The 11732-nt window shown below is 65.9% G+C and carries 13 protein-coding genes; 8 read left to right on the forward strand and 5 right to left on the reverse strand.

What is annotated here, in order from left to right:
• Both RSW2DRAFT_RS18115 and RSW2DRAFT_RS15965 read right to left on the reverse strand, forming a co-directional pair.
• The gene (locus RSW2DRAFT_RS18115; RefSeq protein WP_156790768.1) at nt 1–342 is read right to left on the reverse strand and encodes a hypothetical protein; all 342 of its coding nucleotides are present in this window, start codon (nt 340–342) and stop codon (nt 1–3) included.
• Between the two features lie 76 nt (nt 343–418).
• Nucleotides 419–1669, reverse strand: coding sequence for a Zn-dependent hydrolase (locus RSW2DRAFT_RS15965; protein WP_008032835.1), 1251 nt, complete (start codon nt 1667–1669; stop codon nt 419–421).
• A gap of 125 nt (nt 1670–1794) precedes the next feature.
• On the opposite strand from RSW2DRAFT_RS15965, the gene RSW2DRAFT_RS15970 reads away from it, so the two are divergent.
• A complete protein-coding gene (locus tag RSW2DRAFT_RS15970; RefSeq protein ID WP_008032836.1) occupies nt 1795–2451 on the forward strand; it encodes a TetR/AcrR family transcriptional regulator in 657 nt (218 codons plus the stop codon).
• Nucleotides 2452–2507: 56 nt separating this feature from the next.
• On the opposite strand, the gene RSW2DRAFT_RS15975 is transcribed toward RSW2DRAFT_RS15970, so the two are convergent.
• Nucleotides 2508–3218: a DUF1003 domain-containing protein gene (locus RSW2DRAFT_RS15975; RefSeq protein WP_008032839.1), complete on the reverse strand. Its 711-nt coding sequence runs from the start codon at nt 3216–3218 to the stop codon at nt 2508–2510.
• Between the two features lie 342 nt (nt 3219–3560).
• Between RSW2DRAFT_RS15975 and RSW2DRAFT_RS15980 the strand changes: the two genes are divergently transcribed.
• Genes RSW2DRAFT_RS15980 through RSW2DRAFT_RS16000 form a run of 5 tightly spaced genes read left to right on the forward strand, consistent with a single transcriptional unit; the run spans nt 3561 to nt 8717 of the window.
• On the forward strand, nt 3561–4250 hold the full coding sequence (locus tag RSW2DRAFT_RS15980) for a response regulator (RefSeq protein ID WP_008032843.1): 690 nt from the start codon (nt 3561–3563) through the stop codon (nt 4248–4250).
• Nucleotides 4251–4274: 24 nt separating this feature from the next.
• The gene (locus RSW2DRAFT_RS15985; RefSeq protein WP_008032845.1) at nt 4275–5444 is read left to right on the forward strand and encodes an FIST N-terminal domain-containing protein; all 1170 of its coding nucleotides are present in this window, start codon (nt 4275–4277) and stop codon (nt 5442–5444) included.
• The gene (locus tag RSW2DRAFT_RS15990) at nt 5441–7681 is read left to right on the forward strand and encodes a hybrid sensor histidine kinase/response regulator (RefSeq protein WP_008032847.1); all 2241 of its coding nucleotides are present in this window, start codon (nt 5441–5443) and stop codon (nt 7679–7681) included. The genes RSW2DRAFT_RS15985 and RSW2DRAFT_RS15990 overlap by 4 nt, the downstream gene beginning before the upstream one ends.
• A gap of 47 nt (nt 7682–7728) precedes the next feature.
• Nucleotides 7729–8370, forward strand: coding sequence for a hypothetical protein (locus RSW2DRAFT_RS15995; RefSeq protein ID WP_008032850.1), 642 nt, complete (start codon nt 7729–7731; stop codon nt 8368–8370).
• Nucleotides 8367–8717 carry a hypothetical protein gene (locus tag RSW2DRAFT_RS16000; RefSeq protein WP_008032851.1) on the forward strand — a complete coding sequence of 117 codons (351 nt, stop codon included), beginning with the start codon at nt 8367–8369 and terminating at the stop codon, nt 8715–8717. Before RSW2DRAFT_RS15995 ends, RSW2DRAFT_RS16000 begins: the two co-directional genes overlap by 4 nt.
• Before the next feature lie 3 nt (nt 8718–8720).
• Here RSW2DRAFT_RS16000 and RSW2DRAFT_RS16005 read toward each other — a convergent pair whose 3' ends face one another.
• On the reverse strand, nt 8721–9533 hold the full coding sequence (locus tag RSW2DRAFT_RS16005) for a quinoprotein dehydrogenase-associated SoxYZ-like carrier (RefSeq protein WP_008032852.1): 813 nt from the start codon (nt 9531–9533) through the stop codon (nt 8721–8723).
• Between the two features lie 142 nt (nt 9534–9675).
• On the opposite strand from RSW2DRAFT_RS16005, the gene RSW2DRAFT_RS16010 reads away from it, so the two are divergent.
• Nucleotides 9676–10719, forward strand: a complete 1044-nt coding sequence (locus tag RSW2DRAFT_RS16010; RefSeq protein ID WP_008032854.1) for a quinoprotein relay system zinc metallohydrolase 2 — start codon at nt 9676–9678, stop codon at nt 10717–10719.
• Nucleotides 10720–10722: 3 nt separating this feature from the next.
• Here the strand turns inward: RSW2DRAFT_RS16010 and RSW2DRAFT_RS16015 are convergent, their stop codons facing one another.
• A complete protein-coding gene (locus tag RSW2DRAFT_RS16015) occupies nt 10723–11319 on the reverse strand; it encodes a hypothetical protein (RefSeq protein ID WP_008032859.1) in 597 nt (198 codons plus the stop codon).
• Between the two features lie 166 nt (nt 11320–11485).
• On the opposite strand from RSW2DRAFT_RS16015, the gene RSW2DRAFT_RS16020 reads away from it, so the two are divergent.
• The coding region (locus tag RSW2DRAFT_RS16020) for an alcohol dehydrogenase catalytic domain-containing protein (protein WP_008027848.1) at nt 11486–11732 on the forward strand (247 nt) is incomplete at its 3' end.

Consider the following 11732-nt stretch of genomic DNA (forward strand, 5'->3'; position numbering starts at 1 on the left):
TCATTTACCCTTCATCTTTGCCGCGACAAGCGGATATGACTCTGCGAACTTCGCGTGATTGGGTGTTTGAGATTGGAAATAAACCGGAACATCAAATGAAACCCGGTTCATGCTTTCGGATGATGCTTGGCCTTTCAAATCGCCCAATGACCATACACTGATCCCGCCGCCACCTCCCTTGTTCACGGTAAGAGCCACCTCAAACGAAACCATTTGAGGTGCCAACTTCGGCTCACCTTCAACCGTTCCCGGCGCGATCCAAAGTTTGGCGGTTTCTTGTGCATCAGCAACTCCATTGGTTATATCGAGGAGCGTCTGCTTCACGAACTCATCAAGTTTCATCTGGACGCGCCTTCCCATTTCACCTTTGCACAAATATCCCACGGGGGTCCGGGGGTGTGAAACCCCCGGCCTGGCCTCAGCCAACCACCCCCGCCACCTCAAGCACCGCGTGCAGCAGCACATCCGTCCCGGCCGCCGCCCACTCGGGCGAAATCTCCTCGGCCTCGTTGTGCGACAGCCCGTCGACGCAGGGGCACATGATCATCACCGTCGGCGCCACGCGGTTGATCCAGCAGGCGTCGTGACCGGCGCCGCTGACGATATCCATATGGGAATATCCAAGCTTTTCCGCCGATTGCCGGACGATCTTCACAAGCCCCGCATCAAACGCCACCGGGTCGAAATGCCCGACATCTTCAATCGAACACCCCAGCCCCAGTTCCGCCGCCACCGCCTGCGCCGCGCGGATCACCTCGCCCTTCATCAGGTCCAGCTTGCCCTGTTCCGGCGATCGGATATCCACCGTAAACACCACCCGCCCCGGAATGACGTTGCGCGAGTTGGGGAAGACCTTGACCTGCCCCACCGCCCCCACCGCATTCGGCTGATGTGCCATCGCAATCTGATGCACCCGTTCGGTGATCCGCGCCATGCCCAGCCCCGCATTCACCCGCATCGCCATCGGTGTGCTGCCGGTATGCGCGTCCTTGCCGGTCAGGGTAATCTCCAGCCACCACAGGCCTTGCCCATGCGTCACCACGCCGATATCGCGGCCCTCGGCCTCCAGAATCGGCCCCTGCTCGATGTGCAATTCGAACATCGCGTGCATCTTGCGGGCACCGACCACCTCATCCCCAACCCAGCCGATCCGCGCCAGCTCCTCGCCGAACACCTTGCCGTCCAGGTCGCGGCGGCTTTTGGCGTAATCCTCGGTATGGATGCCCGCGAACACCCCCGAGGCCAGCATGGCGGGGGCAAAGCGCGCGCCCTCCTCGTTGGTCCAGTTGGTCACCACCACCGGATGCCGGGTCTGGATGCCGAGGTCGTTCAAGGACCGCAGCACCTCCAGCCCGCCCAGCACCCCCAGCACGCCGTCGAACTTGCCCCCGGTCGGCTGGGTGTCCAGATGCGAGCCGATATAGACCGGCAGCGCCGCCGCATCTGTCCCCGCACGGGTGGCGAACATGTTGCCCATGGTATCGACACCTACGCTGCACCCCGCCGCCTCGCACCAATCCTTGAAGAGATGCCGCCCTTGCCCATCGGCATCGGTCAGGGTCTGGCGGTTGTTGCCGCCCGCCACGCCGGGACCGATCTGCGCCATGTCCATCAGGCTGTCCCACAGCCGCGCGGAGTTGATCCGCAGGTTTTCACCCGGTGCCGGCATCTGCATTCTCCCTGAGCGTCGGGGTCTGATGCCCCTTGCGACGAATCTTTTCCTGACCGTATGGTCAGGGTGCAGCGCAGCACAAGCCGCCCATCCGGTCAACGACAATCTTGCCGCCGAGGCCCATGCCAGACCCCAGCCCGATCCCCCGCCTGAAACCCGGGCGCCGCAGCGAAAACCGCCGCGAAAACCAGCGGCTGATCCTGGCCGCCGCCGAAAAGGTGTTTGCAGAAGCCGGGTTTGGTGGTGCCACCATGCAGTTGATCGCTGATATGGCCGGCCTGCCGAAGGCCAATCTGCACTATTATTTCGCCACCAAGGAAGAGCTTTACCGCCGCGTGGTGCAGGACATCTTCGAGATCTGGCTGCACGCCGCCGACAGTTTCGACGCCGCCCCCGACCCCGCCTCCGGCATCGGCGCCTATATCGACGCCAAGATGGAAATCTCGCGCCGCCATCCCGCGGGGTCCAAGGTCTGGGCCTCCGAGGTGATGCACGGCGCGCCGGTGATCCAGGATTATCTGGAAACCACGCTGCGGGAATGGACGGGCGGGCGGGCGGCGCTGATTCAGGGCTGGATTGATGCCGGAAAGATGGACCCAATCGACCCGCAGCACCTCTTGTACATGCTTTGGGCCACCACCCAGCATTACGCCGATTTCGGCCACCAGATCGAAACCCTGAACGGCGGCGCGCCCTTGACCGAGGCGCAGTGGCAGGCCGCCAAGGCCAGCGTCAAGCAGATCATCCTGCGCGGCATCGGCGCGCTGCCCGGCGCTTAGAGCGTGTCCGGCAAAAGTGGATGCCGGTTTTGCCGCCAGACACGCGAAAACAGGCTCTAACGGCGCGGCCGGTCTGGCGCGGTTTCCTCCAGCAACTCGATCTGCATCTGCTGGATCAGCGTCAGCCGTTCCCATTGCCGGGTCAGGTGCAGGTCGATCTTGTCATGCAGGTGGCGGATTTCCAGTTCCGCCTTCAGGTTGACCTTGTAATCGTTTTCCGAGCGGATGCGGTCCTTCGCCTCTTGCCGCCGCTGGCTCATCATGATGATCGGTGCCTGCAGGGCGGCGATGCAGGACAGCACCAGATTGAGCAGGATGAACGGATAGGGGTCGAAACTGCCGGTCAGGTAGCCGGTGACATTCACCGTCATCCAGACCACCAGCACCACGCCGAAACCCATGATGAAACCCCAGGAGCCGCCAAAGCGCGCCACGGCATCGGCGGCCACCTCGCCGGTGGTGCGGTCTTCCAGCCCCATGGCGACAGGGTCCAGCGCCAGCGGGCTTTCGGCCTGCAGACTGTCCAGCACCTGATGATCCAGCGCCGTCAGCGCGCCACGCTCGGCGGCCAGCACCGCCTCCAGATGCCGCCGCCGCGCCCCGGCCCGGTCGGTGCGGCAGATCAGGTCGTCGGGTCCGATGTCGGGATGCTCGGCCAGCATCGCGGCCTGGATGCCCGGCGTCAATTGGCTGAAGGCGCGCAGGCTGGCCTGCGGAAATTCGGTGCCACAGATGGCACAGGCAAGGGTTTTCGGCACTGGTTTCATGGTATTCTCCCGGGAGCGATCATGCGCCCGGCGCCGCGGCGGGGCAAGCGATCCCGGCCAATCGGCAGTCCCGCACCACTCGAAGCGGGTCTTCCGGATCAGGACTTGATGCAACAGCCGCAGCATGTCCTCGGGGATCGGCAAGTTTCCGCGCGTTCCCCGACCAAGGTCGGGAGACGCGCCATTTTATTGCGCAAACGCCGAATCTGTGCGACAACAATCGCAAGTTGCACCTGAGGAGACTGCAACCGCTTTCTGAGTTCGATTTATTGCCTGCTGCGCGATCTTTCGCGCATCAGTTGTGCTTTGCCTGCCAAGACGACAGCCATCCGGGGGGATACGATGATACGGCAAAAAGCGTCTGGCCATGAGCTGTCGATCCGCTCGGCGCTGGTGATTGATGACCACCCGCTGTATTGCGATGCGCTTGCCACCACCATGGAAAGCATCTTTCACACCCGCCGCATCCGCAAGGCCACCTCGATGGGCGATGCGTTGCAGCAGTTGCGCGCGCGGTTCTCGCCTGATCTGGTGCTTCTGGATCTGAATCTGCCTGATGTTTCCGGCCTGAGTTGCTATCTGAAGATCAAGGAACTGACCCCGGATGTGCCGGTGATCGTGATCTCGGCGCTGACCTCGCAAGAGGTGATCGGGTCGGTGATGGCGGCGGGGGCGGCGGGGTTCATCCCCAAGGATTGCGGTCGGCAGACCTTCGAGGCGGCGATGCGGCAGATCTGGGACGGCGAGCCCTATGTGCCGCCGGGCTATACTGCGGCGATGGCAACGCAGGCCGCCGAACCCACCGGAGCGGTGATCTCGCGCCGGATCGCAGATCTGTCACAACAGCAAAGCCGCATCCTGAGCCTGATCTGCAAGGGCAAGCCCAACAAGCTGATCGCCTACGAAATGCAGATCGCAGAGGCCACGGTGAAGGCGCATATCACCGCCCTGCTGCGCCGGTTGGGGGTGCAGAACCGCACGCAGGCGGCGCTGATGATGCGCGATGTCTCGATACGCCAGCATCTGCAATAAGGGGCGCAACCGGAAGGCCGAAGCATGCCAGCCTGCCAGAATCTGAACCAGGCTCCGGCCGAGGCGGTGCAGGTCGCGGTCTCGCAGGCCGCCGACCCGTTGGTGGCACTTCAGGAAATCGCGGCGCAGATTGCTCTGGTCAACGCCGGCTTCGTGATGCTGCTGGTGCCCGCCACGCTGGACCCTGTGGCACTGGCGGCGGCGCTGCCGCAAACGCTGCCCGGTACGGTGGTGTTCGGCTGCACCACCGCAGGCCAGATCACCCCGCAGGGCTATCAGGACAACGTGCTGCTGGCGCTGGCGTTTCAGCGGCGGCATTTCCGCGTCGCCTCGCTGCTGTTCAAGCCGGTTGCGCCGGTGTCAATCGCCGCGGTGATGGCGCGGGCCGAGCGGTTGGCGGCGCAGTTTCCCGCCACGCCGGGGCGCAGGCGGCTGGCGCTGGTGTTCACCGACGGGCTGTCGAAACAGGAAGACATCCTGATGGCAGCACTGGAGGCCGGTTTGCGCGACATTCCGGTGTTCGGCGGCTCGGCGGCGGATGGCCTGAGCTTTGACGACACCTTCGTGCTGCATGGCGGCGCCTTCCACGGCAATGCCGCCCTGCTGTTGCTGCTGGAAACCGATCTGGCGTTTCGCGGTCTGGGGTTCCATCATTTCGAGCCGACCGACAAGCGCATGGTGGTGACCCGCGCCGTGCCCGAGGACCGGCTGGTGCTGGAACTGAACGGCGCGCCGGCCGCTGCCGAATATGCACGGCTGGTCGGCGTGGCGGTGGCCGACCTGTCCCCGATCATCTTTGCCGAAAACCCGGTGCTGGTGCGCAACCGCGGCAGCTATCACGTCCGCGCCATCCAGCAGATCCACCCCGGCGGCGGGCTGACCTTCCTGTCGGCCATCGACGACGGGCTGCTGCTGACGCTGGGCCGCGGCAAAGAGATTTTGCGCACGCTGGATGCCGGGCTGGCGGTGACCGACGCAACCGGGGCGGCACCCGATTTCATCCTTGGCTTCGACTGCTTCCTGCGCAAGCTGGAGATCGAGCACAAGGGCCTGTCGGCAGAGGCCAGTGCCCGGCTGCGCGACCGCCGGGTGCTGGGGTTCAACACCTATGGCGAGCAGCATCTGGGCGTGCATGTCAACCAGACCTTCGTCGGCGTCGCCTTCTTCCGGCCAGACGGAGACCGGCTGCCGTGATCGACCCCACCGCCCCTCCCGAGGAGCAGATCGCCCGTCAGGCCCGGATCATCGAGGCGCTGGTGGCGCGGGCCGAACGCGCCGACGGGGTGGGCGACAGTGCCTATGCGCTGTTCCAGTCGGCCATCGCCCTGCAGGCCGAAGTCTGGCAGAAGACCCGCGATCTGGAAAGCGCGCTGGACCGGCTTGGCCGCACCTCCAGCGATCTGGAGATTGCGCATCAGGCGCAGGAGCGGGTGCAAAAGACCCTGGCCGATGCGCTGGTGGCGATGGAGGGCGGCTTTGCGTTGTTCTTCGACGACCGCCTGCAGGTCTGCAACACGCTGTTTCGCAAGCTGTTGCCGGATATCGAGCCGCTGATCCAGCCCGGTCTGGGCTTTGACACCTATCTGGCGGCGCTGAAAGCGTCGCGGTCGGTCAGCCATCTGGACGGCTGTGCAACGCCCAATGGCGGGCAACCGTTTTCGGCGGCGGTGATGGGGCTGAAGAACGACCGCTGGTTCCAGATTTCCTGCCACCGCACCAGCTCGGCCACCATCGCCGTGCTGCAGGCCGAAATCACCGATGTGGTGCGGGAAAACCGGCGGCAGAAGACGCTGCTGATCGACCAGCAGGCGCAGGTGTTGCAAGCGGCTTTCGATCACATGGCGCTGGGGGTCTGCACCTTTTCCGCCAGCGGCGATCTGATGCTGCGCAACGACAGCTTCGGCGCGCTGCTGGGGGTGCCGCTGGCGCTGCTGACCAAGGGCACGGCGTTTCAGCGCATCGTCGAACATGTCGAGCGTCACGATCTGCTGGACCGCAAAAGCCGCCGCCCGGAGTTTGCCCGCTGGTTCAAGGCGGTCAAGCGCGGCGTGCCCGTGCAGGAACGCTTTCGCCGCCACGACGGCATCAGCCTCGATCTGCGGCTGAACGCGCTGCCCGACGGCGGCTTTCTGGTGTCGGTGATGGACGTGACCGCCGAAACCGAAGCCGCGGCGGCGCTGGAGGCCCGGGTGGCCGAGCGCACCGCGGCACTCACCGAGGCCAACCGGCTGTTGCAGGTGCAGTCCGCCGAACAGGCCCGCACCGAAGACGCGCTGCGGCTGGCCAAAGAGGCCGCCGAGGCCGCCCACACCTCGAAAACCCGGTTTCTGGCGGCGGCCAGCCACGATCTGTTGCAGCCGATCAACGCGGCCAAGCTGTATATCTCGACGCTGATGGAAACCGTCACCGCCCCGGCGGCGCGCGAAACCGTGATCCGGCTGGGGCGGTCTTTCACCTCGGTCGAAAGCTTGCTGCATGCGCTCTTGGACATTTCGCGGCTGGACAGCGCCGGGGCCGAGTTCAACGTCACCAGCTTTTGCCTGGAGCCGATGATGCAGGCGCTGGCTGCCGATCTGGCGCCGCTGGCGGCGGAGAAGGGTCTGGAGTTGCGGGTGGTGCCCAGTCGCCGCTGGGTGACATCGGACCTGCGCTATCTGGCGCGCTGCGTGCAGAATCTGGTGGTGAATGCCATCCAGTATACCGAAAAGGGCCGGGTGCTGGTGGGGGCGCGGGTGCAGGGCGACCGGCTGCTGATCGAGGTCTGGGATACCGGCATCGGCATTTCCGAACCCGATCAGGCGCGGATTTTTCAGGAATTCACCCGGGTCGGCGGCGTGGCGGCGGGCAGCGGCATGGGGCTTGGCCTGTCGATCGTCGAGAGGGCCTGCCGCCATCTGGGCCATCCGGTGCGGCTGGTGTCGCAGCCCGGGCTGGGGTCGATGTTCGCCATCGACCTGCCGCTGGCCAGCCCGGCGACGGCCGATCTGCCGCAGCCGCAGCCGCCGGAAACCACCACCGAAGGCAGCCTTGATCTGATCGTGCTGCTGGTGGAAAACGATGCCGACGTGCTGCATGCCACCACCCAACGGCTGGAAAGCTGGGGTGCCAGCGTGCTGGCCGCGCGCTCGACCACCGCCGCACTGGCGCTGCTGCACGAGGTGGGCAGCCCGCCCGATATCCTGCTGGCCGATTACCAGCTTGACGGCGACGACACCGGCGTGGCGGCGATCCGGGCCTTGCGGGCGCAGGCGGGCTTCGAGGTGCCCGCCATCATGATCACCGCCAACCGCAGCAAGGCGCTGTTGCGGCAAGGCGCGGAGATGGGCTTTTCGCTGCTGCCAAAGCCGGTGCCACTGGCGCGACTGCGGGCGCTGATCGACTGGAAGACCCGCCGCGCGCCGCCGGAAACCACCGACAAAGGTCTGCGGTGACAGCCGCCGCCGGTCGGCTAGTCTGGGCGCAACAAGGGGGGGGTGACATGCGGCATCTGCGATGGATCCTGGGCTTGGGACTTGCGCTTTGCGCCACGCCTTTGGTGGCGGGCGAAACCTATGATCTGCTGTTCAAGCCCGCGGCGCTGGACGGGGTTTCGCAAGCCGGCGGGCTGGATTATGCCAGTGCCGTGGTGATCGACGGCAAGCCCGCACCGGCCGCGCAGTTGACGCTGCGGCTGGCGCCCGAAGGCATGGTCGATCTGGCGCTGATGCAGGGCACGGCGATGCAGGGCGGCGGCAGCTACCCGGCCTCGGTCGGCAATCCGGTGATCATGTATTTTCTGGAAACCGCGCTGCGCGACATGGCGGCGCAATCGGGTGGCAGCCCGTTCTACATCCGCAACCGCATCAAGGAATCGCTGCTGACCGAGGCGGAGATCCTGCCCGTGACGCTGCACTATGGCGATGCCGACATTGCCGCCCGCCGCATCACCCTGCATCCGTTCGCACAGGATGAAGCCCGCGCCCGCATGGGGGCCTTTGCCGATCTGGCGCTTGCCGTCACCGTCTCGCCCGATATTCCCGGCTGGTATTACGCGCTGGAGGCCAGCACCCCGGCTGTTGGCGCGGTGCCCGGCTATTCCAACGCCCTGACCCTGATGGCCGCCCCGGCGGGGGAACCATGATCCGCCTAAGCCTAAGCCTGATCCTGACCGCCCTTGCCACGCCCGCGCTGTCGCAAACCATGGCCGAGCGGCTGAACGACTATCCGACCGAGGCGCGGGCCGACTATGTGTTCGCCTGCATGGCCGCCAATGGCCAAAGCCGTCTGGTGCTGCAGAAATGCGCCTGCTCGATCGACGTGATCGCGGCGATCCTGCCGTATGATCAATACGTTGCCGCCGAAACCGTGCTGTCGCTGCAACAGGGCGGCGGAGAGCAACTGGCGATGTTCAAATCCGCCACCATGACCCAGACCTTCGTGGCCGACCTGCGCCGGGCGCAAGCCGAGGCCGAGATCACCTGCTTCTAGGCCTCACGCCGGAGGCATCTTCGGCAGCACCTGATCGAACACATTGCCTTCGGTATCCACCGCATGCACCGTCAGCGAAGGCGCGCCATTGTCGGCATAGCTGAAGCGGAACACCGGGTTTTCGCTGATCGAAATGCCGCCCTGCATCGCGAACAAAAGGTCATCGCCCTGCCGCACCTCCAGCGTCGAGATGAAATGCGCGTTGATGAACAGCAGGCTGACCGCATCGCGTTGCAGGCCGGTGTAGTTGGGGTGACGGATCATGATCTGCGCCTCGCGCCGGGCAGTGGACATCGCGGGCGCGGGCGGCGCACCGAACAGCCGCAGTTTCATCTCGCCCATGTTGGCCAGCGCCGCCGCCGGGTCCTTGGTGGCCGGTGCCGAACAACCGCCCGCCGATTTCACATAGCGCCCGGTCATGTAGCTGCCCGTCGCGGTTTCTGCGATCACGCGGATGTTGGAATAGGCGTTCACCCGCACCCTCGTTTCGAATTTCAGCGGATGCATCGCCGGGCCAAAGCGGATTTCCGCAGCCAAAGGCGAGGGGTTCTCGTCGATCACCAGCTTCAGCGCGGTGATCGGCCCGGCGCTGGCGTCGGTCTGTTCGATTGCAACCGGCACGGTGGCGGCATCTTCGGCGCGGTAGGGGGCTGAAACGGCAAACAGCCCTGCCCCATCCAGCAGCACCGTGTCGCCGGTCACCTGCTCGCGCAGCCATTGCCAGGTCTCGCCCTCGATCAGCGGGTTGTCGGCGGTTTGGGCCATAGCAGATTGGGCCAGAACCATCAGGCACAGGCCTGCAAGAAGCTGTTTCATCGGCACGGACCTCCGGTCAGGGCTAGGGCAGCGGCAAGCAGTTTACCATGTCCCCCGCCCATCGCGGAACCGCGCCTTTCGGATAGGTGGCGGCGGCCCCTGCCGCGGGGCAGGATCAGGGCCGCAACCGCAGGGAGGCAGTATGTTCGAGGCCCTGGTGACGCTGTGCGCGCTGGCCACCGGTGATGCCCCGGCGGCCTGCCGCGCCGTGCTGCTGCCGGGGTTTGCCAGCGACAGCAGCACCACCTGCGAGGCCGCCTTGCGCGCCGCCCCGCCCGACTGGCTGGCCGCCTATTCCTGGCAACCCACCTGCGCCCCGCGCCCGCCACCCACTCTGGCCTTCGAACAGATCGCGCCGGGGGTCTTTGTCCACCTTGGCCTGATTGCCGAGCCGGATGCGGCCAACGGTGGCGACGTGGCCAATATCAGCTTCATCGTCGGCCAAAGCAGCATCGCGGTGATCGACGCCGGGGCCAGTCGCGCCATCGGCGAGCAGGTCTATCTGGCGATCCGGGCGCAAAGCCCGTTGCCGGTCTCGCATCTGATCCTGACCCACATGCACCCCGACCATGTGCTGGGGGCGGAACCCCTGCGCGAGGCCGGGGCGCAGGTGTTGGGCCATGCCACGCTGGCGCAGGCACTGTCGGACCGGCGCGAAACCTACACCACCAATTTCGCCCGGCTGATCGGGTCGCAGGGCTTCCTGGCCAGCCGGATCATCGGCCCGGACCTCGGCCTTGTGGGGCCGCAAACCCTCGATCTGGGCGGGCGTCGGCTGCATTTGCAACCGCAGGCAACCGCCCACACCGCCACCGACCTGACGGTGTTCGACGAAACTTCCGGCATCCTGTTCAGCGGCGATCTGGTGGTGGACCAGATGACCCCGGCGCTGGACGGCAGCCTGCGCGGCTGGCAGGCGGTGCTGGCCGATCTGCAAGCCAGCGAGGCGCGGCTGGTGGTGCCGGGTCACGGCGGCCCGCTGCTGCCTTGGCCTGCGGGGGGCGATGCCATGAACCGCTATCTGAAGGTGCTGGAAACCGACAGCCGGGCGGCGCTGGATCAGGGGCTTGGTCTGGCGGCGGCCACGGCACTGATCGGCCAGTCCGAGGCCAGCCACTGGCGGCTGTTCGAGCAATACAACCGCCGCAACGCTACCGTGGCCTATACCGAGATGGAATGGGACTGACCGCTATTGCGGCAGTTGCTTCAGCAGGATCTGCGCAATCGCAAAGGCGCGTTTCTCCAGCAGAACCGGGGTTTCGCAAACCGCGGTCAGCGCCCGCGCCCGGTCGTGGTAGATGCGCTCGTCCCAGTCGATCTGTTCCTCCAGCCGGTCAACGGCGTCGAAATCCGGGGCGGTGGCGGCCATCAGCGCCTCGATCTGGCCGCGCGCCGTCTCGATGCGGGCGGCGAGCGCGGTCTGGCTGTTGGCATAGCGGGCGATGCCGCCGATCAGGCGGTGACGCTCGCGGTCCAACTTGTCGAACACGCCAAGAAAGACGCTGCCCAGCAGTTGCGCGTCGGGCGGCGGGGTGGTGGCTGCGAAACCGCGCACCGCTGCCTCGGCCTGCGGCAGGCCGACCCGGCGCAGCGCCAGCATCGCCACCAGATCGCGCGCCTGCGCCGACAGCGGCACCGGCTGCACCTCTTGCGGCCACATCAGCCCCGGCGAAAGATTGTCCACCCGCGGCTGGATGCAGGGCCAGTCGGGGTCGGAATAGTCTGCCGCCTCAACCAGTTGCGGGGTGGCCAGCAGCAGGCAGATCAGCAGATGTGCTCCGTTCATCGGCGGCCCTCCGGGGTGGCGGTTGCGGCCAGTATAGCCGTGGTTCGCCGCACGGCCAAAGGGGGCACCCCATAAACTAAGGTCGCAATTGTGAGGGGGAAGCCCGCGCCTATACTCGACCCCAAAGCCGCAAAGGCGCCGAATTTCACGCCAGGGGAGAGTTGGAATGCGCACCCGCGCCGCCGTTGCTGTCGCTGCCGGACAACCGTTGCAGGTGATGGAGGTCAATCTGGAAGGCCCGAAGGCGGGCGAGGTTCTGGTGGAAATCCGCGCCACCGGCATCTGCCATACCGACGAATTCACCCTGTCGGGCGCTGATCCTGAAGGGCTTTTCCCGGCCATTCTGGGCCATGAAGGTGCCGGCGTGGTGCTGGAGGTCGGCCCCGGCGTCACTAGCCTGAAACCCGGCGACC

The organism is Rhodobacter ferrooxidans (assembly GCF_000176015.1).
In the GTDB taxonomy this organism is placed as follows: Bacteria; Pseudomonadota; Alphaproteobacteria; order Rhodobacterales; family Rhodobacteraceae; genus Pseudorhodobacter_B; species Pseudorhodobacter_B ferrooxidans.